We start from the raw sequence: 19,993 nt of genomic DNA, 5'->3' as shown, positions 1-19,993 counted from the left end.
GGTCAGCCCCCTTCGGCCTCGGTGGCGTCCTCGCACGCCGTCTCGGCGGCGCGCTCGAACCATGCCTCGACCTCGCCGGAGAGCTTGACCGTCAACGGGCGACCGCGGCGATCGACCTTCTTGCCCAGCGCGACGCGAATCCAGCCCTCGGACAAGCTGTATTCCTCGACGTCGTGGCGCTCGGCGCCCTTGAAGCGGATGCCGATGCCGCGGGACAGCGCGTCGCGGTCGAAGAAGGGGCTCTGCGGGTCGATCGAGAGATGGTCGGGAGGCGTGTCGGTCATCACGCTCGGTTAGCCGCCGACGCGGCCGCCCGCCACGAAAAACGGCGCGGGAGCCTTCGCCCCCGCGCCGCCCATGTCAGCCTTGGCCGAGCTTACCAGCGACGACCGCGGACGAAGCGGCCGCGATACGCGACGCGCGGCGCGAAATAGCGTCCGCCGCGATAAACGACGCGCGGGCCGTAATAGGCCGGACCATAATAAGCGGGGCCGTAATAGGCCGGGTAATAGCCCGGATATCCGTAGCCGTAGCCGCCGTAGTAGGGGCCGCCGCCCGCGATCGCCGCGCCGACGCCCAGCCCGACGAGGCCGCCGACGACCGCCGCGCCCGCGACGCGGCCGCCGTATCCGCCGCGATAGCCGCCGCGGTACACCACGCCGTGTCCGTAACCGCCGCGATACACGACGCCGCCGCGGTTGTACCCGCCGTGGAAGCCGCCGCCGCCACGGTTGTAGCCGCCGTTGCCGCCACGATCGCCCCGCTGCGCCTCGGCCGGGGCCGACATCGCGAGGGTGGTCGCCGCCAACGCGACGCTCATTCCGATCTTCGTCACAATCCCGGTCATCTTGTACCTCCTCATACTCACACGCCCGGTCCGCAGGCACATCAACGCACACCCGACGGCCATGTTTCAAACGGTTACCCGAGTCGATCTGAACGGGTCCAGAATGTGGCATTCACGTGGCGTTTAGCGCCGGGGGGCCCAGAGCCGCCCGGGTGCACCGTCGGGGCCGACAGGTCGTCTCATCTGTAACAATGCTTGAGGTGCATCCGCGCCGGGCGTAGGGCGCCGCGCATGGCGAAGCAGACGAAGCTGCCGGAGGCGATCGCCGCCCGGCTGACCAAGGGCGCGCTCCCGGGAGAGTTGCAGGGGTTCGGCGAGGCCGAACGCACCGCCGCCGCGGCGTTCCTGGCGGAGGCGGCTGAACGCCGCGTGCCCGGCACGGTCGCGATCGGAGTGGAGCCGATCGCCGGCGGCGACCAGTTCCGCAAGATGCGGGTCGCGATCGTCAACGACGACATGCCGTTCCTCGTCGATTCGATCGCCGCGACCTTCTCCGCCGAGGGCATCGCGATCGACCGGATCATCCACCCCGTGATGCGCGTCCTGCGCTCGGTGACCGGCGAGCTGACCTCGGTCGGCGAGGAGGGCCAGCGCGAGTCGATGGTCTATCTGGAGGCCGAGCGTGTCGATGCGCGCGAGCGGCGCGAGTTGGCGACGGCGCTCGAGGCGACCCTCGCCGACGTCCGCGCCGCGGTGGACGATTGGCATGCCCTCGAGCAGGCGATGGTCGCCGACGCCGAGGCGCTGGGCGCGTCGGAGGGCGGACGACTGCTGCGCTGGTTCCTCGACCGCCACTTCACCCTGCTCGGCCATTATCGCAGCCTGCGCGACGGCACGATCGAGAACGCGCTCGGCATCGCGCGCAACGTCCATCCGGTCCCGATGCTCGCGGACGGCTCGCGGGCGCGCGCGATCGCCTGGTTCGAGGACGGCGGCCGCGCGCCGCTGCTGATGAAGTCGAACCTCCAGTCGAGCGTCCACCGCCGCGCGCCGCTGGACATCGTCGCGGTGCCGCTGGTCGAGGGCGGCCGGATCGCGGGGCTGTCGGTCCACGCCGGCCTGTGGACCAGCGCCGCGCTCGGGGCGCCTCCCGCCGAGGTGCCGATCGTCCGCGAGCGGCTGGCCGCGCTCCAGGAGAAGTTCGGGTTCGACCCTGCCGGGCATACCGGCAAGGCGCTGACCCACGCGCTCGCCTCGCTGCCGCACGACCTGGTCACGGCCTTCGATGCCGCGAGCCTCGAGACGCTGGTGCTGACCGCGATGTCGCTCGCCGATCGGCCCCGACCGAAGCTGACGCTCGTTCCCTCGCCGCTCGGGCGGCATCTGTTCGCCTTCGTCTGGCTGCCGCGCGACGACCTGACCACGGCGCGCCGGGTCGCGATCGGCGAGATGCTCGCGGCCGCCGCGGGCGGCGGCGCCGACGAGCCGGGGGAGGTCCTCAACTGGTCGATCGCGCTGGAGGACAGCGGCGTCGCGCTGATCCGCTACATGCTCGACACGCGCGGCGACGGCAGCCTTCCCGATGTCGCCGCGCTCGATCGCCGCCTGGAGCGGATGGTGCGCGGCTGGGCGCCGAGCGTGGAGGGCGCGCTCGCCGATGCGGTCGGCGCGCGCGGCGCGGCCCGGCTCGCGCTCGGCTGGGCCGCTCGGTTCCCGAACGGCTATCGCAACGCCAATCCGCCCGAGGAGGCCGCCGCCGACATCCGCCGGCTGGCGACGCTGGAGGACGACGCCAGCCGTTCGGTCCGGCTGTTCCCGATCGAGGCGGGGCGCGACCTGCGCTTCAAGATCTACCGTCTGGGCGGCGCGCTGCCGCTTTCGGACGTGGTGCCCGTGCTCGAGAACTTCGGCTTCCGCGTGATCGGCGAGCAGCCGACCGCGCTCGACGGGGAGGATCGGCCCTTCATCCAGGAGTTCACGGTCGCCGCCAACGCCGCGGCCGCGGCGGTCGACGCGCAGGTGCTGGAGGACGCGATCGCCGCGGTCCTCGAAGGCGCGGCGGAGAACGACGCCTTCAACACGCTAATCCTCGCGACCGGGATGCAGCCGGCGGAGATCGTGCTGTTGCGCGCGTGGTTCCGTTATCTGCGCCAGGCCGGGTTGACCTATGGGATGACCACCGTCGTCGAGGCGCTGCGCCGCGCCCCCGCGGTCGCCGGAGCGTTGGTCCGCCGGTTCGAGGCGGTCCACGGGCCGCGGCCGAGCGCGTCCGAGGCCGAGGCGGCCGACGCCGAGATCGCCGCCGGGCTCGACGCGGTGTCGGCGATCGACGACGACCGCATCCTGCGCGCCTATCACGCGGTGGTCTCGGCGACGCTGCGCACCAACGCCTTCGCCGCGGGCGGGCAGGAAGCGCTTGCGTTCAAGCTCGATTCGGCGCGTGTCCCGGGCCTGCCCAAGCCGCTGCCGTGGCGCGAGGTGTGGGTCTATTCCCCCCGTGTCGAGGGCATCCACCTGCGCGCCGGGCCGATCGCGCGCGGCGGGCTTCGCTGGTCCGACCGGCGCGACGATTTCCGCACCGAGATCCTGGGGCTGATGAAGGCGCAGCGGGTCAAGAACGCGGTGATCGTGCCGACCGGGGCGAAGGGCGGCTTCTACCCGAAGCAGCTCCCCCCGGCGCAGAACCGCGACGCCTGGCTGGCGGAGGGGACCGAGAGCTACCGTATCTTCATCCGCGCCTTGCTGTCGATCACCGACAATATCGTGGCCGGAAAGGTGGTCCATCCGGAGGGCGTGCGCGTCCTCGACGGTGAGGACCCGTATTTCGTCGTCGCCGCCGACAAGGGCACCGCGACGTTCAGCGACGTCGCCAACGCGCTGGCGCTCGAGCGGGGCTTCTGGCTGGGCGACGCCTTCGCCAGCGGCGGATCGCAGGGTTACGACCACAAGGCGATGGGCATCACCGCCAAGGGCGCGTGGCTCAGCGTCCAGCGGCATTTCGCGGAACGCGGCGTCGACGTCCAGACCGATCCGGTCACCGTGGTCGGCTGCGGCGACATGTCGGGCGACGTCTTCGGCAACGGGATGCTGCTCTCCCAGTCGATCCGGCTGCTCGCCGGATTCGATCATCGCCACGTCTTCCTCGATCCCGACCCCGAACCCGCCGCAAGCTGGGCCGAGCGCGCGCGCATGTTCGCGCTGCCGCGGTCGAGCTGGGCGGATTACGACAGCTCGCTGATCTCGGCGGGGGGCGGCGTCTTCCCGCGCTCGGCCAAGTCGATCCCGCTGTCGCCGCAGGTGCGGACGGCCCTGGGGATCGCCGCGGCGGAGATGGAGCCGGGCGCGCTGATCTCGGCGATCCTCAAGGCCCCCGTCGACCTGATCTGGTTCGGCGGCATCGGCACCTATGTGAAGGCCCGCGCCGAAAACAACGCGACCGTCGGCGATCCCGCCAACGATCGCCTCCGGGTCGACGCCGAGGACCTGCGCGCCATTGCGATCGGCGAGGGCGCAAACCTGGGCGTGACGCAGGCGGCGCGGATCGCGTTCGCGGGGGCGGGCGGCCGGATCAACACCGACTTCATCGACAATTCGGCCGGGGTCGACTGCTCGGACAACGAGGTCAACATCAAGATCGCGCTGAACGCCGAGGTGATGGCCGGGCGGCTTTCGGAAGACGACCGCAACGCGCTGCTCGGCAGCATGACCGACGACGTCGCGCACCTCGTGCTCGAAGACAACCGGCTCCAGACGCTGGCGCTGTCCATCGCGGAGGAAGGCGGCGCGCAGGCGCTGCCGAGCTTCGTGCGCGCGATCGAGATCTTCGAGGCGGCGGGCAGGCTCGATCGCCGGGTCGAGGGGCTCGCCGGGAACGAGGAGCTGCTCCGCCGCGCGGCCGAGGGCAAGGGGTTGACCCGCCCCGAACTGTCGGTGCTGCTCGCGACCGCCAAGCTCGCGCTCCAGGAGGCGATCGAACACGCTCCGCTCGCGACCGACGAGGCGATGCTCCCGGACCTCCACGCCGCCTTCCCGCGCGCGATGCAGGTCCGGTTCGGCAAGGCGATCGACCACCACCGGCTGCGCGGCGAGATCGTCGCGACCAAGCTCGCCAACCGGATCGTCAACCGGCTCGGCATCCTCTATCCCTTCGAGCTCGCCGAAGAGGAAGGCGCGGCGCTGGGCGACATCGCGGCGATGTTCGTCGTGGTCGAGCGGCTGTTCGACCTGCCGGCGCTGTGGCGCGAGATCGAGGCCGCGGCGATGCCGGAGGCGGGACGACTGGCGCTGTTCGAGGAAGTCGCGGTCGCCGCGCGCGCGCAGATCGCCGACCTGCTCCGCGTGACCGTGCCGGGCACCGGGCCGCAGGCGGTGCTCGACCGCATCGGCAAGGGCGTCCTCCGGCTCGACCGCGAGACCCCCGAGCTGCTGCTGGAGGAGGCGCGCGCCCAGAGCGCCCGCATCACCGCCACGCTCGCCGCGGCGGGGGCGCCGCCGGCACTGGTCGCGCGCGTGGTGCGGCTGTTCGAGCTCGACGGCGCGGTCGGTCTCGCCGATCTGGGCGAGCGCGCGCGGATCGACGAGGCCGAGCTGACCCGCGCCTTCACGCGGCTGGGTCAGGCGCTCGGGCTCGATTGGGCGCAGGCCTCCGCGGCGCGGCTGGCGACGAGCGATCCGTGGGAGCGGCTGCTGATCGCCGGCCTCGCGCGCGACTTCCAGCAGCTCCGGCTCGACTTCCTCGGTCGCGCCAAAGGCCGCGATCCCGGCGCGGCGGTGGCCGAATGGCTGGCGGCGAACGCGGCGCGGATCGGGCAGTTCAAGGCGGTGGTCGACCGCGCCCGTCATGCCGCCGCGCCCAATCCGGCGATGCTGGCGCAGATCGCGGGCCAGGCGCGGGTGCTGCTGGCGCGCTGATCGTCGCTCAGGCGGCGTTGTCGATCCCGAGTTCGGTGAGCTTGCGGTAGAGCGTCGAGCGCCCGATGCCCAGCCGCCGCGCGACCTCGGTCATCCGGCCGCGGTAATGGCCGATCGCCAGCCGGATCACGTCCGCCTCGATCTCCTCGAGCGCGCGCAGATTGCCGTCGGGCCGGAACAGCGTGACCCCGCCCGACGTCGCCATGCGCAGCGCCGCGGGCTTCGGGGCGGCGATCCGGGTCAGCGCCGCGATCTGCGGGAAGTCGTCCGCGGTCAGCGCGTCGCCCTCGCACAGCACCGCTGCGCGGAAGAGCGCGTTCTGGAGCTGGCGGACGTTGCCGGGCCAGGGATAGCCGACCAGCAGGTCGAGCGCGTCGTCGGTGATGCCGAGCTGGCGCAGCCCCGGCTGGCGCGCGATCCGGGCGAGCAGGTGGCGGGCGAGCGCGGGGATGTCGCCGGCGCGCTCGCGCAGCGGCGGGATCGTCACGTGGGCCGCGGACAGCCGCAGGAACAGGTCCTCGCGGAACCGCCCCGCCGACACCTCGTCGGCGAGGCTGCGATTGGTCGCCGCGAGGATGCGGGTGTCGACCTCGCGCAGATAGGGGCCGCCGATCGGATGGACTTCGCCGGTGTTGAGGAACCGGATCAGCGCCGCCTGCGCGTCGAGCGGCATGGCGTCGATCTCGTCGACGAACAGGGTGCCGCCGTCGGCGTGGATAAGCTTGCCGACCTTGCGCTCGAACGCGCCGGTGAACGCGCCCGTCGCATGGCCGACGAGATCGCTCGCGACGAGGTTGGCGGGGATCGCCGCGCAGTTGAGCGTGATCATCGGCTTCTTGGCGCGCTGCGACGCGGCGTGGATCGCCTCCGCCACCAGCTCCTTGCCGACTCCGCTCTCGCCTTCGACCAGCACCGGGGTCCGCCCGCGCGCGGCCTTGGCCGCGATCGCCAGCGCCGTGCGGAAATCGGGCGTCGAGCCGACGATCTCCTCGAAGCCGAGCAGCGCCGGGATCTTCTCGGTCAGCGGGCGCAGCTCGCCCGCCTGGGTGTCGCCGACCGCCGCGTCGAGCGCGCCGAGCAGCCGCTCGGGGGCGAGCGGCTTGACCAGGAAGTCGGTCGCGCCCGCGCGCATCGCCGCGACCGCATGCGCGACCGAGCCGTTGGCGGTGAGCATCAGGATCGGCAGCGCCGGCCGCCGCCGCCTGAGCTCCTCGATCAGCGGAGTCGCATCGGCGTCGGGCGACCAGTGATCGAGGAGGACCGCGTCGAGCTGCATCCCGTCGTGCGTGCCGAGCTGTGCGATCGCGGTCTCCGCGTCGCCCGCGAAGATCGAGCGCCAGCCCGCACGCGCCGCCAGCGCCGCGACCAGCCGCCGCTGCGCGGGCTCGTCGTCGATCAGCATCAGCAGCCGCTGGCCGTTACGCAACATGCCGTCTTCCCGTGGTCCCGATCCCGGCGCTTACCGGCAGGCGGTAAAGGCGGGCTTAAGCGGCTTGAGGGGGAGGGGGTTTTGCGGATAGGACCCCGCGCGGGGATGTTCACAACCGAAGAGGATGCGATGGCCGGCGATATGGACATCAGGCAGCACAGCGGCACCTACGTCAAGGTGATCGGCCTGCTCAAATGGGGCGCGGTCGCCTGCGCGCTGATCGCCGCGCTCGTCGTCTGGTTGATCTCGTAACGCGATGAAGATCGCCGTCCTCAAGGAGACCGCGGACGGCGAGAAGCGCGTCGCCGCGACGCCGGAAACCGTCAAGAAATTTGCCGGTCTCGGCGCGACCGTCGCCGTTGAAAGCGGCGCGGGCGTGGGCGCGGCGATCGCCGACGCAGCCTTCGCCGAGGCGGGCGCGAGCGTGGGCGACCGCGCCGCGACACTGGCGGGTGCGGACATCGTGCTGGGCGTCCAGGGTCCGGACCCCGCCGCACTGGCGGGCGCCGCGCCCGGGGCCTGGGTCGCCGCGATCCTCAATCCGTTCGGAGAGCGGTCGCGCGTCGACGCCTACGCCGCCGCCGGGGTCGAGGCGCTGGCGATGGAGTTCATGCCGCGGATCACCCGCGCGCAGTCGATGGACGTCCTCTCCTCGCAGTCGAACCTGGCGGGCTACAAGGCGGTGCTCGATGCGGCGGGCGAATACGGCCGCGCCTTCCCGATGATGATGACCGCGGCCGGCACCGTCTCCGCCGCGCGCGTCTTCGTGATGGGGGTCGGCGTCGCCGGGCTCCAGGCGATCGCGACCGCGCGGCGGCTGGGCGCGCAGGTCTCGGCGACCGACGTCCGCTCGGCGACCAGGGAGCAGATCCAGTCGCTCGGCGCGAAGGCGGTGTTCGTCGAGGGCGTCAAGGGAATCGAGGGCGAAGGCGCGGGCGGCTATGCCGGCGAGACCAGCCCCGAATATCAGGCCGCGCAGGCCGAGCTGGTCTCCTCGCACATCGCCAAGCAGGACATCGTCATCACCACCGCGCTGATCCCCGGCCGCCCCGCTCCGCGGCTGGTCTCGGACGCGCAGCTCGCGACGATGCGCCCCGGCAGCGTCGTCGTCGACCTCGCGGTCGAGCAGGGCGGCAACGTCGAGGGTGCGGTCGCGGGCGAGGTGGTCGAGCGCCACGGGGTCAGGATCGTCGGCTGGCGCAACGTGCCCTCGCGGCTCGCGGCGGACGCCTCGGCGCTCTACGCGCGCAACCTGTGGAATCTCCTGTCGACCTTTTGGGACAAGGAGGCGGGCAAACCCGTGCTCGACGCCGAGATCGGCGACGCGGTGCGGCTGACCAAGGGCGGCAAGGTGGTGAACGCGCGGTTGTCTTCGTGATCATGCCTCCCCTGAAAGGGGAGGTGGCAGCCCGAAGGGCTGACGGAGGGGTGTCCCCGGTTGTGACGGCGCGCTCCCTCGCTAGCGGGGACACCCCTCCGACGCGCTACGCGCGCCACCTCCCCTTGCAGGGGAGGCATTGAAATGCTGCAGGGCACCGGCGACACACCTCGTCGATCGAAGGAGGATCGCAAGAGCATGTCGCCGGCCGAGCTTCGGCTCTGGCTCGCGCTTCGGACCGGTCCGGAGGGACTGAAGTTCCGCCCGCAGCATCCTTCCGGACCGTATACCGCCGACTTCTATTGCCATTCTGCGAGACTGATCATCGAAGTCGACGGCCAGGCTCACGACTTCGGCGATCGCCCGGAACGCGACGCGGCCCGCGACCGTTGGTTCGAGAGCCGCGGCCTCCGGGTCCTGCGCATCCCGGCACAACTCGTATTCCGCGATCTCGACGCCGCGGTTCAGGGCATCATCGCCGCAGCTATCCTCGGTTCATCTGACAATACCTAGAGCAATCCGATGAAATCCCTCCCTCTCCTCGCCCTGCTGGCCGCCCCCGCGTTCGCCGCCGAGCCGGCGGCGAAGCGCGCCGTCGACGTGCGAACCGGTGCGCCCGACAAGACCACCGAGGCGTTCGCCGACGCACTCCGCGCCGCGCTCCCGGCCGGCGAGCGGGTGCGGGTGCAGACGCCGGACGAGGACGACGACCTCGCGCTGGTGATCGCCAACGTCGCGCCGGACGGCAAGAAGTTCGCCTTCTCGATCGACCTGCTCAAGGTGAACCCGGGCTTCACCCCGTCGCGGGTCGGCGCGTTCGCGGGCAAGTGCCGGCAGGACGCCCTCGCCGCCTGCGCGAAGGGGGTGATCGCCGACGCCGACCGCGCGGTGAAGAAGGCCGCGAAGGATTGATGCGGGCGCGGGCTGTCCTACTCGGTCGAACGATGCCATAGGTGGCGCGAAGGTCGGACGAGAGGGGGTCACGAGGATGTCGGTCGCGCTTTCACGCCTCAACCGCCTCAACCCGTCTCCTGACCCGGAAAGCGCTCGGCGGTCGCTGACAGCGCGTGTGCGCCTCAATCGCCTCAACCTGTCTCCTGCGGACCCGGCGTCGCGCGACATGCGCGTACGCCTCAACCGCCTCAATCCGTCTCCCGCTCTGGAGGGCTGACCCGTGGACTTCATCGCGATCCTGTCGATCTTCGTCATGGCCTGTTTCGTCGGCTATTACGTCGTCTGGTCGGTCACCCCTGCGCTCCACACGCCGCTGATGGCGGTGACCAACGCCATCTCTTCGGTCATCATCGTCGGTGCGCTGATCGCCGCCGCGGCGAGCGGCGCGGGGGCGGGCGGCGTGACCTCGAAATGGCTGGGGCTGGGCGCGGTGGTGCTGGCGAGCGTCAACATCTTTGGCGGCTTCGCCGTCACCGCGCGGATGCTGGCGATGTACAAGAAGAAGGAGCGGCCGGCGCCGGCTGCGAAGTGAGGACCCAACCTCCGTTCGTGCCGAGCGAAGTCGAAGCACCTGGACTGCCCTTCGACTTCGCTCAGGGCGAACGGGGGATACGGGCCAGCGGTGGATAGATTCGGGGGGACAGAAGAGAGTGGAACAGGTCGCGATCAATCCCTGGGCGGCGCTCGCCTATCTCGTCGCGGGCGTGTGCTTCATCCTCGCGCTGCGCGGCCTCTCGTCGCCGGTGTCGAGCCAGCGCGGCAACCGCTTCGGCATGATCGGCATGGGCGTAGCGGTGGTGACGACGCTGGTCACGCATGTGCCGGTGGTCCGCTCGGTTGTCGTCGTGCCCCATTTCGGCGTCGACCTGACCGAGCAGCTGACGCGGATCGACACGCTTGCGGTCATCGAGATCCTTGCCGCCATCGCCCTCGGCGCCGCGATCGGCACCGTCACCGCCCGCCGCATCGCGATGACCGCGATGCCGCAACTCGTCGCCGCCTTCCACAGCCTCGTCGGCCTGGCGGCGGTGCTGGTCGGGGTCGCCGCCTATCTTAACCCCGCCGCCTTCGGGATCGCCGACCTCGTCGTCCCGATGATCGGCGAGCCGTTCGCGTCGATACACCCGGTGAGCCGCGTCGAGATGTCGCTCGGCGTCGCGATCGGCGCGATCACCTTCTCCGGCTCGGTGATCGCGTTCCTGAAGCTCAACGGCAACATGGGCGGCAAGCCGATCCTGCTGCCGGGCCGTCACATCCTCAACCTCGCGGTGCTGGCGGCGATCCTGCTGCTGGTCGCGCACTTCACGATGACGCAGGCGCCCTGGGCCTTCTGGCTGCTGACCGCGCTCGCCTTCGCGATCGGCTTCCTGCTGATCGTTCCGATTGGCGGCGCGGACATGCCGGTCGTGGTGTCGATGCTCAACAGCTATTCGGGCTGGGCGGCGGCGGCGATGGGGTTCACGCTCCACAATACCGCGATGATCATCACCGGCGCCTTGGTCGGCTCGTCGGGCGCGATCCTCAGCTACATCATGTGCCGCGCGATGAACCGCAGCTTCCTCAGCGTCATCGCCGGCGGCTTTGGCGCGACGGACGCCGGGGCCGGCGGCGAGGCCAGGGAGCAGCGCCCGTGGAAGCGCGGCTCCGCTGAGGACGCGGCATTCCTGATGAGCCAGGCCGAGCAGGTCATCATCGTCCCCGGTTACGGCATGGCGGTCGCGCAGGCGCAGCACGTGCTGCGCGAGATGGCCGACAAGCTCAAGGAGGAGGGGGTGCGGGTCAAATATGCGATCCACCCCGTCGCGGGCCGGATGCCCGGCCACATGAACGTGCTGCTGGCCGAGGCCAACGTCCCCTATGACGAGGTGTTCGAGCTGGAGGACATCAACTCCGAGTTCGCCCAGACCGACGTGGCGTTCATCATCGGCGCGAACGACGTGGTCAATCCGGCCGCCAAGACCGACAAGTCTTCGCCGATCTACGGCATGCCGGTGTTCGACGTGGGCAAGGCCAAGACCGTGCTGTTCATCAAGCGTTCGATGGGCGGCGTAGGCTATGCGGGCGTCGACAACGACGTCTTCTACGAGGACAACACCATGATGCTCCTCGCCGACGCGAAGAAGATGGTCGAGGAAATCGTGAAGAGTCTGGGCTGATGCCGGGGGCATCTGACCTTCACGATCTCGTCACGGCGCTCGGCTGACCGATGTGGGGGCGTGAGGCGAAGTTCCGCGCGATCCTGGTCGGCGGTCGCGACCGCGCCATGGCCGAGGCGATCGCGCTGGCGGGGGGCGAGATCGTCGCCGAACTTGCCTGGGACGAGCCCGTCGTCACCAGGCCCGGCGCGATCCTTGTCCTCGATGCAAGCGGCGAGGGGTTGGACGGCCTGCCCGACGACGCGGAGCGCTGGGCGGAACGGGCGGACGTGGTCTGTTGCGACCTCGCCCAGCTCGACCTGGTCGCGGGCGCGCTGCTCCTGACCGACGCGCAATTGCTGTGCGAGCCCGACATGGCGGACCGCGTCGCGGCGCTGCTGCTCGCATCTCGCGATGACGATCCGGACGCGCCCGGCGGGGTTCGCGAGACCGACTCGGAGAAGCTGTCCCGGCTCAACGACGAGCTGGCCCGGCTGGTCGATCTGCTCGCCCGGCTGACCCGCACCGACGCGCGCGGAGCCGCGATCGGCGACCGCAGCTCGGGCTTCGAGGTGCCGCCGCCCGACGCCGCCGCGACCGCGGTCGACCCCGCCGAGGTCCGCCGGGTGATCCGGGCGCGCCGGCTGCGCGACAAGGCGTTCGGCGCGGCGCTGTTCGAGGACCCGGCCTGGGACATCCTCCTCGATCTGTTCGCCGCCCATCTCGAGCGGGCCGAGGTCTCGGTCTCCAGTCTGTGCATCGCCGCCGCGGTCGCGCCGACCACCGCGCTGCGCTGGATCGGGCGGATGACCTCGGCCGGGCTGCTCGTCCGCCAGCATGACCCTTTCGATCGCCGGCGCGCGCTGATGTCGCTGTCGCCCTCGGCGTTGGCGGCGATGCGCGGCTACGTCGCGATGCTCCGCGCGCAAGGCTTGCCGTTCGTCTGAGGATGGGCCATCCGAGCGTCGTCGGGCGGTTAGCTCAGTTGGTAGAGCATCTCGTTTACACCGAGAGGGTCGGCGGTTCGAGACCGTCACCGCCCACCATCATCCCACCAGCGCCCGGTCCCTCAGTCCCCGCCAGACCTTGAGTGCCTGGATGGTCTCGGGAACATCATGGACGCGGAGCAGCTGCACCCCGGCGTCCGCGCCCGCGAGCGCCAGCGCCAGCGATCCGCCGAGCCGCTCGCCGGCGGGCGCCTCGTTCGACAGCGCGCCGATCAGCCGCTTCCGGCTCGCCCCCAGCATCACCGGGCAGCCGAGCGAGTGGAAGGCGGCGAGGCCGTTGAGAAGCGCCAGATTGTCGGTGAGCGACTTGCCGAAGCCGATGCCCGGATCGACCAGGATGCGGCTGCGCGCCACCCCGGCCGCGGCGACCGCGGCGACGCGATCCTCGAGCCAGGCGAGCACCTCGAACAGCACGTCCCTGTATCCGCCGCCGCCGTGCGGTCCGGCCTTCGGATCGGGCGAGTGCATCAGCACCACCGGCGCGCCGCTCCCGACGACGACGTCGAGCGCGCGCTCATCCCAGAGCAGCGCCGACACGTCGTTGACGACCGCCGCCCCGGCCGCGAGCCCGCGCTCCATGACCAGCGCCTTGCGGGTGTCGACGGAGACGAGCGCGCCCGCCGCGGCAAGGCGCTCAATAACGGGAACGATCCGCCGCGCCTCGTCCTCCTCCCAGACCAGCCCCGCCTTGGGGCGAGTCGATTCACCGCCGACGTCCACCATCGCCGCCCCCGCTGCGGTCATCGCCATCCCCGCCGCGGCGGCGCTCGCGGGATCGTCGACGTGCGCGCCACCGTCGGAGAAGCTGTCGGGGGTGACGTTGAGGATGCCCGCAACGAGCGGCTGGTCGAAACGCAACGTGCGGTGGCCCAGGACGAGCGGGGGTCGGGGCGCGGCGATTGCGGCGTGGAGCGCCAGCCCGCGCTCGCCCAGGTCCGCGACGGCGGTGACGGGGATCGTCTCGCGCCGGCCGGGCTCGATCACCTCATAGGCGGCGAACCATTGCATTCCGCCCGCCAGCCGCGCCACCGCGCCGTCGGCCTGAGTGACCGGCGTGTCGACGAACTGGACGGGACGAAGGAACATCTAGGGCCGGGTCGCGAGCAGATAGGTTTGGCGGAGCGCGTCGACCGGCTTGAGGCCATCGCCGGATTCGTAATGCCAGAAGGTCCAGCCGTTGCAGGCGGGCGCGCCCTGGAGCGTCGCGCCGAGCTTGTGGATCGAGCCGACGTGGCCGCAGTCCGACAGGAGCGAGCCGTCGGCGCGGACGGTGGCGCGCCAGCGGCGCTTCGCATCGGTCACCAGCGACCCGGCGGGCAGGTAGCTGTTCTCGACCAGCACGCCGAACGCGACCTTCGCCGCCTGACGCGGGCTCTGCATCGTCGCCAGCGCCGATTCGTCGAGCGGGAGCGCGGCGGCGATCCGCTCCTCGGCGGCGGCGATATAGCCGTCCTCGCGCTCGATCCCGAGCCAGCGGCGGCCGAGCCGCTTCGCCACCGCGCCGGTGGTGCCGGTGCCGAAGAAGGGGTCGAGCACGATGTCGCCCGGCTTGGTGCAGGCGAGGAGCACGCGGTAGAGCAAGGCCTCGGGCTTCTGGGTCGGGTGGACCTTGACCCCGTCCTTCTTGAGCCGCTCGCCCCCGCCGCAGATTGGGAACTCCCAGTCCGAGCGCATCTGGAGCTCGTCGTTCAAGGTCTTCATCGAGCGGTAATTGAAGGTGTAGCGCGCCTTTTCGCCCTTCGACGCCCAGATCAGCGTCTCGTGCGCGTTGGTGAAGCGGGTGCCGCGGAAATTGGGCATCGGATTGGCCTTGCGCCAGACGATGTCGTTGAGGATCCAGAAGCCCAGATCCTGCACTGCCGCGCCGACGCGGAAGATGTTGTGGTACGATCCGATCACCCAGATCGTGCCGTCGTCCTTCAGGATGCGGTGCGCCTCGGCCAGCCAGGCGCGGGTGAAGGCGTCGTAGTGCTTGAGGCTGTCGAACTTGTCCCAATCGTCGGTGACCGCATCGACATGGCTGCCGTCGGGCCGGAACAGCTCGCCGCCGAGCTGGAGATTGTAGGGCGGATCGGCGAAGATCATGTCGACCGACTTCGCCGGCAAGGCGCGCATCTGCGCGATGCAGTCCCCCTTCAGGATTTGGTCGAGCGAGAGCGCGGACGGCTCCGCCGTGGCGCCGCGGCGCGCGATCGTAGCCATGGCCCCCATCGATATCCCCCTTCTCGGGCGCGAAGGTGCTGGCGAGGCGGAGTCCTCGTCAAGCGGACATTGGTTAACGAGCGGGATTGCAAATTCGTTAACGACGCGGAACGAAAACGGGCCTGCGCCAGATGTTGAGTCCTTCGAGGCACGAACCCTCAAGGAATGGTGGTGTGACTCGAAAGACTCGCCTCGGGCAGAACCGCGCGGACCGGCGCGAAGCTGCGGCGGTGGAGCGGCGAGGGGCCGTGTTCGGCAAGCGCGCGGCGGTGCGAAGCACAGCCGTAGCCCTTGTTCGAAGCCCAGCCATAGTGCGGATATGCCTCGTGGTGGGCGAGCATGATCGTGTCGCGGGTGTGCTTGGCGACGATCGAGGCGGCGGCGATCGAGAGGCTGAGCGCGTCACCCGCGACGATCGCGGTGGCGGCATAGCTCCAGCGCGGCAGGCGGTTGCCGTCGACGAGGACGTGGCCGGGCGCGCAGCCGAGGGTGGCGGCGAGCTGATCGACCGCGAGCGTCATCGCCTTCATCGTCGCCCAGTAGATGTTGAGCGTGTCGATCTCGTCCGCCTCGACGACGCCGACGCCGACGACCGCGCAGCCCTTGAGCCGCTTGCACAGCCGCTCGCGTTCCGATGCCGGCAGCGCCTTCGAATCGTCGATGCCGCGGGGGATCCCCTTGGCCGGCAGGATCACCGCGGCCGCGACGACCGGACCGGCGAGAGGCCCGCGACCGGCCTCGTCGACCCCGGCGACGGGGGCGAGGCGGAGTTTCTCGTGCTTCAGGCCGGGCATCGGAACCCGTCCGCGAACTGCTGACCCATCGGGCCGTGGCCGTGCCCCAGACCGGGCGCGCGCTCAAGGCTCGCGCGGACGAAGGCGATGCCGCGTTCCACCGCCGCGGCGAGCGGCATCCCGGCGCCGAGCCCGGTCGCGACCGCGCTGGCGAGGGTGCAGCCGGTGCCGTGCGTGTGGGGCGTGTCGATCCGCGGATTGGACCAGCGCGCGATCTCACCCCGCGGTCCGATCAGGCGATCGGTCACCATCTCGCCCTGGCCATGGCCGCCCTTGACGAGCAGCGTCGCGCCGCTTGCAAGGACCGCCCCCTCTCCGCCGAGTTCCTCCAGTTCCGGGAGGTTTGGCGTGACGAGCGTGGCGAGGCGCATCAGCCGGGTTAGCGCGGCGATCGTGGCGGCGTCGGCAAGGATCGAGCCGGAGGTCGCGACCATGACGGGGTCAAGGATGATGGGGCCATCGAACGCCTCAAGGACCTGCGCCACCGCGTGCGCCGTCGCCGCCGAGCCGATCATCCCGATCTTGATCGCATCGACGCCGATGTCGTCGAGGCAGCTGCGCATCTGCGCGACGACCATCTCCGCCGGCACCGGATGCACCGCCTGCACCCCGACCGTGTTCTGCGCGGTGATGGCGGTAATCGCGGTCATCGCGTGACCGCCGAGCATCGTCACGGTCTTCACATCCGCCTGGATGCCCGCGCCGCCACCCGAATCGGAGCCGGCGACGATGAGGATGCGGGGGATCGTCACGCCGCGACCCGGAGACAGGTTGAGGCGGTTGAGGCGTGCGGCGGGATTCGCGCGGCGGGGCAAGGTGAGAGGATTGGAGCATGCGACGGGGTTGCCGTGGGGAGACAGATTGAGGCGATTGAGGCGTACGGCGGGGTTCGGCCGCGAGACGGATTGAGGCGATTGAAGCGTTGCCGAGCGGCGCGCTGCGCGGGGGATCGAAGCGGCTGGGTCATCGCTGCCGCCATGCCACAATCCGGCCCGTGTAGGACAGGTCAGCCCCCGAACCGGCGCTCGCGCGCGGCGGGGTGATCCCTCAGCGCCTTGCCCGTCCGCGCCGGGCGGTCGAGCAGCTCGCCGCCGCAATTGGGGCAACGCTCGTCGAGCGCTTCGGCGCAATCCGCGCAGAAGGTGCATTCGAACGAGCAGATGAACGCGCCGCCTTCGTCGGCGGGCAGATCGACGCCGCAGCGTTCGCAGTCGGGGCGCATCTCCAGCATCGGCTCCGCTCCTCCGCTCAGCCGACGAACGCGCGCTCGATCACGTAATGGCCGGGGTGCGAGTGCGCCCCCTCGCTGAACCCGAGATCGTGGAAGCGCCCGGCGAAATCCTTGATCATCGCCATCGACCCGCACATCATCACCCGGTCGACCTCCGGGTCGAACCGTCGCTCGCCGTCGATCTGCTCGAACAACGCACCCGATCCGATGAGGTCGCCGATCCGCCCGCGGTTGCGGAAGTCCTCGCGGGTCACGGTCGGGACGTAGCGGAACTGGTCGACGGCGCGGTCGCCGACGATCGGGTCGTCGGCGAGCCGCGCTTCCAGCACCTCGCGATAGGCAAGATCGACGACGTTGCGGGTCGAGTGGACCAGGACCAGCTGATCGAAGCGATCGTAGATGTCGGGCTCGCGCGCGATGCTCATGAACGGCGCGAGCCCGGTCCCGGTCGCCAGCATGAACAGGCGCTTCCCCGGCAACAGCGCGTCGGCGACCAGCGTGCCGGTCGGCTTCTTGCCGAGCACGACGGTGTCGCCGGGGACGATCCTTTGCAGGCGGGAGGTGAGCGGGCCGTCGGGGACCTTGATCGACAGGAACTCGAGCTCGTCGTCCCAGGTCGGCGAGGCCATCGAATAGGCGCGCAACAGCGGCTTCTCGCCGATCATCAGTCCGAGCATGACGAACTCGCCGGCATTGAAGCGGAAGCTGGCAGGGCGGGTCATCCGGAACGAGAACAGGAACTCGTCCCAATGGGTGATCGCGGTCACCGCCTGGGCGGTCAGATTGGCGGGGATCGGGACGGTGTCGGTCAAGGATCGGATTCCCCAAAACGGGAGAGGTCGCTCGCCGGATCGACGATGCGGGATGCCGCAAACCGGGAGCGTTCGTCGGGGCCGAACACCACCGGCTGGGGACGCGGCCGGATCGATCTATGGTTCCGGGTCGACCCGTGCAAGTCGCGGCGGTCGCGCGGTGGACAGATCCGTCAGAACAGCTTGTCCGTCAGAACAGCTTGCGCCACGCCAGCTCGGCGAACTCGCAGAGCCTGGGCCGCGTGTCGCGCGGGTCGATGATGTCCTCCACCCCGAACCGCTCGGCCGTGCGGAAGGGGGAGCGGACCGCATTGAGCCGGGCGCGGATCGCGGCAAGGGCGGCGGCGGGGTCCTCGGCGGCCTCGAGTTCGGCGCGGTAGGCGACTTCGATCCCGCCTTCGATCGGCAGGCTTCCCCAGTCGCCGCTCGGCCAGGCGAAGCGGTATTGGAAGCCTTCCGCGTTCGACATCGCGCTGCCGGCGATGCCGTAGGCGCGGCGGACGACGACGGCGCACAAGGGCACGGTCGCTCGGTAGACCGCGTTCATCGCCTGTACGCCGTAGCGGATGGTGCCGGTTGCTTCCGCCGCGCGGCCGATCATGAAGCCGGGATTGTCGACGAGGTGGACGATCGGCAGGCGGAACAGGTCGGCGAGCTTCACGAACCGCTCGACCTTCTCGCTGGTCTTGGCGTCCCACGAGCCGCCGAGAAAGCTGGGGTCGCTGGCGAGGACCGCGACCGGCCAGCCGTCCAATCGCCCGAAAGCGGTGATCGCGGCGCGGCCCCACCGCCTGCCCATCTCGAACACGCTGCCGCGGTCGAACACCGAATCGAGGATGCGGCGCATCGCATAGACCTGCTTGGCGTCGCGCGGGACCGCCGACAGGAGGGTCTCGTCGCGGCGGTCGACCGGGTCGGTGCCGGCGAGGCGGGCGGCCGGTTCGCCAACCGCGCCGGGGAGATAGGACAGGAAGGCGCGGGCGAGACGGAAAGCGTCGGCCTCGCTCTCGGCCTCCTCGTCGACGACGCCGTTGCGGGTGTGGACCTCGCTGCCGCCGAGCTCGTCGCGGTCGATGTCCTCGCCGATGGCGGCGACGACGGCGGGGCCGGCGGCGAAGAGCTGCGACAGGCCCTTGACCATGACCGAATAATGGCTGGCGACGACGCGCGCCGCGCCGAGCCCGGCGGTGGGGCCGAGCGCCAGTGCGACGACGGGGACGCGCTCGAGATTGAGCGCGATGTCGCTCCAGCCGGGGACGGCGGGGACGTAGGTGTAGCCGGTCTCCTCGAGCGTCTTGACCGAGCCGCCGCCGCCGGTGCCGTCGATCATGCGGACGAGCGGGAGCGCATATTCGTGCGCCATCTTCTCGCATTGGACGAACTTGCGGTGGATCGCGGCGTCGGCGGCGCCGCCCCGCACGGTGAAATCGTCGGCGGAGACGACGGCCGGGCGGCCCGCCACGTCGGCGCGGCCGAAGATGAAGTTGGAAGGGGCGAGATCGAGGAGAGTGCCGTCGTCGTCATACGTCCCGCGGCCGGCGGTCTTGCCGATCTCGCGGAAGCTGCCGGGATCGACGAGGGCGGCGATGCGGGCGCGGGCGTCCATCTTGCCGCGCGCGTGCTGGCGGGCGAGCTTCTCGGCGCCGCCCATCCGCTCGGCCAGCGTTTCGCGGCGGCGGAGGTCCTCGACGGCGTCTTCCCAGCTCATGCGCGGAGTGTACGGCCCGGCGGCCCGGAAAAACAACAGGCCCGGCCGCCTTTCGGAGACCGGGCCCGCGCCCTCGATACGCGACCCGAGGGAAGACAATCCCGCCGACTGAGTACGCCGACGGCGGGAAACGGTTCAGCGGCAGCCGCGCGGATTGTCCGAGCGGTCGATCGCGCGGCCGGCGAGGCCGCCGCCGACCGCGCCGAGGATCGTGCCGAGGCCCTTGTCGCCGCGGCCCGCGACGGCATTGCCGAGCAGCCCGCCCGCGATCGCGCCGATCACCGTGCCGCCGGTGCCGGCGTCGCAGCGGCGATACCGCGCGCGGTAGGCGTGGCGATAGCGCGGGCTCGCGCGGTACTCGTCATAAAAGCGATTGTCGTAGCCGCGGGCGTCGTACGAACGCTCGTAGCGGCCCCCCGAATAGCCGTCGCCGTAATAGCCCTGCGCGGTTGCCGCGGTCGGCGCCGTCGCGGCGGTTCCGGCGGCCAGCATCGCCGCCGCCATGGTGATCGACTTCAGCATCGCCTTTCTCCCCGTGAAACTCACCGCGACGCCATCGCCGCGGTAGGGCTCTTTTGCGCGAGTCGCGGTGAGGTGATGCTGAATGCGTCCGTTATCCGCCGTTCAGCCATTCTCTTTCGGTCG

19 protein-coding genes and 1 tRNA gene are annotated in these 19,993 nt (G+C 70.8%); 9 read left to right on the top strand and 11 right to left on the bottom strand.

The genetic code is table 11. The features are described 5' to 3' along the window. Positions 1-2: 2 nt before the first annotated feature. Both AC4GYY_RS13290 and AC4GYY_RS13285 read right to left on the bottom strand, forming a co-directional pair. Positions 3-284 carry a DUF3297 family protein gene (locus tag AC4GYY_RS13290; RefSeq protein ID WP_491121146.1) on the bottom strand — a complete coding sequence of 94 codons (282 nt, stop codon included), beginning with the start codon at positions 282-284 and terminating at the stop codon, positions 3-5. 92 nt (positions 285-376) lie between these two features. Next, entirely contained in the window at positions 377-847 is a 471-nt protein-coding gene (locus AC4GYY_RS13285; protein WP_491121144.1) for a hypothetical protein, read from the bottom strand. Between the two features lie 231 nt (positions 848-1,078). Between AC4GYY_RS13285 and AC4GYY_RS13280 the strand changes: the two genes are divergently transcribed. Continuing rightward, complete coding sequence (locus AC4GYY_RS13280) at positions 1,079-5,698, top strand: NAD-glutamate dehydrogenase (protein ID WP_491121142.1); 4,620 nt, start codon at positions 1,079-1,081, stop codon at positions 5,696-5,698. Between the two features lie 7 nt (positions 5,699-5,705). On the opposite strand, the gene AC4GYY_RS13275 is transcribed toward AC4GYY_RS13280, so the two are convergent. Continuing rightward, the gene (locus tag AC4GYY_RS13275) at positions 5,706-7,127 is read right to left on the bottom strand and encodes a sigma-54-dependent transcriptional regulator (protein ID WP_491121141.1); all 1,422 of its coding nucleotides are present in this window, start codon (positions 7,125-7,127) and stop codon (positions 5,706-5,708) included. A gap of 105 nt (positions 7,128-7,232) precedes the next feature. Here AC4GYY_RS13275 and AC4GYY_RS13270 point away from each other — a divergent pair, with 105 nt between their 5' ends. The 8 genes from AC4GYY_RS13270 to AC4GYY_RS13235 all read left to right on the top strand — a co-directional run bounded on the left by AC4GYY_RS13270 (position 7,233) and on the right by AC4GYY_RS13235 (position 12,640). Further along, a complete protein-coding gene (locus AC4GYY_RS13270) occupies positions 7,233-7,379 on the top strand; it encodes an aa3-type cytochrome c oxidase subunit IV (protein ID WP_491121140.1) in 147 nt (48 codons plus the stop codon). A gap of 4 nt (positions 7,380-7,383) precedes the next feature. After that, complete coding sequence (locus AC4GYY_RS13265; protein ID WP_491121138.1) at positions 7,384-8,505, top strand: NAD(P) transhydrogenase subunit alpha; 1,122 nt, start codon at positions 7,384-7,386, stop codon at positions 8,503-8,505. Positions 8,506-8,649: 144 nt separating this feature from the next. Further along, positions 8,650-9,018: an endonuclease domain-containing protein gene (locus AC4GYY_RS13260; protein ID WP_491121137.1), complete on the top strand. Its 369-nt coding sequence runs from the start codon at positions 8,650-8,652 to the stop codon at positions 9,016-9,018. A gap of 9 nt (positions 9,019-9,027) precedes the next feature. After that, positions 9,028-9,417: a hypothetical protein gene (locus AC4GYY_RS13255; protein ID WP_491121136.1), complete on the top strand. Its 390-nt coding sequence runs from the start codon at positions 9,028-9,030 to the stop codon at positions 9,415-9,417. Positions 9,418-9,679: 262 nt separating this feature from the next. Then, positions 9,680-9,991, top strand: a complete 312-nt coding sequence (locus AC4GYY_RS13250; RefSeq protein WP_491121135.1) for an NAD(P) transhydrogenase subunit alpha part 2 — start codon at positions 9,680-9,682, stop codon at positions 9,989-9,991. Between the two features lie 118 nt (positions 9,992-10,109). Beyond that, positions 10,110-11,615 (top strand): NAD(P)(+) transhydrogenase (Re/Si-specific) subunit beta, encoded by a 1,506-nt coding sequence (locus AC4GYY_RS13245; protein ID WP_491121133.1) that lies wholly within the window; start codon positions 10,110-10,112, stop codon positions 11,613-11,615. A gap of 50 nt (positions 11,616-11,665) precedes the next feature. After that, entirely contained in the window at positions 11,666-12,541 is an 876-nt protein-coding gene (locus AC4GYY_RS13240) for a hypothetical protein (protein WP_491121132.1), read from the top strand. A gap of 23 nt (positions 12,542-12,564) precedes the next feature. Further along, positions 12,565-12,640, top strand: a tRNA-Val gene (locus AC4GYY_RS13235). Here the strand turns inward: AC4GYY_RS13235 and folP are convergent. The 8 genes from folP to AC4GYY_RS13195 form a co-directional block, all read right to left on the bottom strand. Next, positions 12,641-13,687, bottom strand: a complete 1,047-nt coding sequence (gene folP, locus AC4GYY_RS13230) for a dihydropteroate synthase (RefSeq protein ID WP_491121130.1) — start codon at positions 13,685-13,687, stop codon at positions 12,641-12,643. Then, on the bottom strand, positions 13,688-14,812 hold the full coding sequence (locus AC4GYY_RS13225; RefSeq protein ID WP_491121129.1) for a site-specific DNA-methyltransferase: 1,125 nt from the start codon (positions 14,810-14,812) through the stop codon (positions 13,688-13,690). A gap of 149 nt (positions 14,813-14,961) precedes the next feature. Next, positions 14,962-15,597, bottom strand: coding sequence for a ribonuclease HII (gene rnhB, locus AC4GYY_RS13220; protein WP_491121127.1), 636 nt, complete (start codon positions 15,595-15,597; stop codon positions 14,962-14,964). Beyond that, positions 15,585-16,349 (bottom strand): bifunctional hydroxymethylpyrimidine kinase/phosphomethylpyrimidine kinase, encoded by a 765-nt coding sequence (thiD, locus tag AC4GYY_RS13215; protein ID WP_491121228.1) that lies wholly within the window; start codon positions 16,347-16,349, stop codon positions 15,585-15,587. Before thiD ends, rnhB begins: the two co-directional genes overlap by 13 nt. A 254-nt stretch (positions 16,350-16,603) precedes the next feature. Beyond that, a complete protein-coding gene (locus AC4GYY_RS13210; protein ID WP_491121126.1) occupies positions 16,604-16,828 on the bottom strand; it encodes a DUF1272 domain-containing protein in 225 nt (74 codons plus the stop codon). 17 nt (positions 16,829-16,845) lie between these two features. Then, a complete protein-coding gene (locus AC4GYY_RS13205) occupies positions 16,846-17,640 on the bottom strand; it encodes a ferredoxin--NADP reductase (protein WP_491121124.1) in 795 nt (264 codons plus the stop codon). Positions 17,641-17,830: 190 nt separating this feature from the next. Continuing rightward, entirely contained in the window at positions 17,831-19,348 is a 1,518-nt protein-coding gene (locus tag AC4GYY_RS13200) for an acyl-CoA carboxylase subunit beta (RefSeq protein WP_491121123.1), read from the bottom strand. A 135-nt stretch (positions 19,349-19,483) separates the two neighbouring features. Further along, on the bottom strand, positions 19,484-19,870 hold the full coding sequence (locus AC4GYY_RS13195; protein WP_491121121.1) for a glycine zipper 2TM domain-containing protein: 387 nt from the start codon (positions 19,868-19,870) through the stop codon (positions 19,484-19,486). Positions 19,871-19,993 lie beyond the last annotated feature (123 nt).

It is taken from the genome of Sphingomonas sp. SP6 (assembly GCF_058313435.1).
The sequence above is the reverse complement of the archived record's forward strand: the minus strand, read 5'-3'. Positions and strand labels throughout refer to the sequence as shown.

Bases quoted from the DNA above. Each gene is read 5' to 3' on its own strand.
- AC4GYY_RS13280 (WP_491121142.1), top strand. From the start codon at position 1,079: ATGGCGAAGCAGACGAAGCTGCCGGAGGCGATCGCCGCCCGGCTGACC.
- AC4GYY_RS13240 (WP_491121132.1), top strand. From the start codon at position 11,666: ATGTGGGGGCGTGAGGCGAAGTTCCGCGCGATCCTGGTCGGCGGTCGC.
- AC4GYY_RS13210 (WP_491121126.1), bottom strand. From the start codon at position 16,828: ATGCTGGAGATGCGCCCCGACTGCGAACGCTGCGGCGTCGATCTGCCC.
- AC4GYY_RS13260 (WP_491121137.1), top strand. From the start codon at position 8,650: ATGCTGCAGGGCACCGGCGACACACCTCGTCGATCGAAGGAGGATCGC.
- rnhB (WP_491121127.1), bottom strand. From the start codon at position 15,597: ATGCCCGGCCTGAAGCACGAGAAACTCCGCCTCGCCCCCGTCGCCGGG.
- AC4GYY_RS13270 (WP_491121140.1), top strand. From the start codon at position 7,233: ATGTTCACAACCGAAGAGGATGCGATGGCCGGCGATATGGACATCAGG.
- AC4GYY_RS13255 (WP_491121136.1), top strand. From the start codon at position 9,028: ATGAAATCCCTCCCTCTCCTCGCCCTGCTGGCCGCCCCCGCGTTCGCC.
- AC4GYY_RS13225 (WP_491121129.1), bottom strand. From the start codon at position 14,812: ATGGGGGCCATGGCTACGATCGCGCGCCGCGGCGCCACGGCGGAGCCG.
- AC4GYY_RS13285 (WP_491121144.1), bottom strand. From the start codon at position 847: ATGACCGGGATTGTGACGAAGATCGGAATGAGCGTCGCGTTGGCGGCG.
- AC4GYY_RS13195 (WP_491121121.1), bottom strand. From the start codon at position 19,870: ATGCTGAAGTCGATCACCATGGCGGCGGCGATGCTGGCCGCCGGAACC.
- AC4GYY_RS13200 (WP_491121123.1), bottom strand. From the start codon at position 19,348: ATGAGCTGGGAAGACGCCGTCGAGGACCTCCGCCGCCGCGAAACGCTG.
- folP (WP_491121130.1), bottom strand. From the start codon at position 13,687: ATGTTCCTTCGTCCCGTCCAGTTCGTCGACACGCCGGTCACTCAGGCC.
- AC4GYY_RS13275 (WP_491121141.1), bottom strand. From the start codon at position 7,127: ATGTTGCGTAACGGCCAGCGGCTGCTGATGCTGATCGACGACGAGCCC.
- AC4GYY_RS13265 (WP_491121138.1), top strand. From the start codon at position 7,384: ATGAAGATCGCCGTCCTCAAGGAGACCGCGGACGGCGAGAAGCGCGTC.
- AC4GYY_RS13290 (WP_491121146.1), bottom strand. From the start codon at position 284: ATGACCGACACGCCTCCCGACCATCTCTCGATCGACCCGCAGAGCCCC.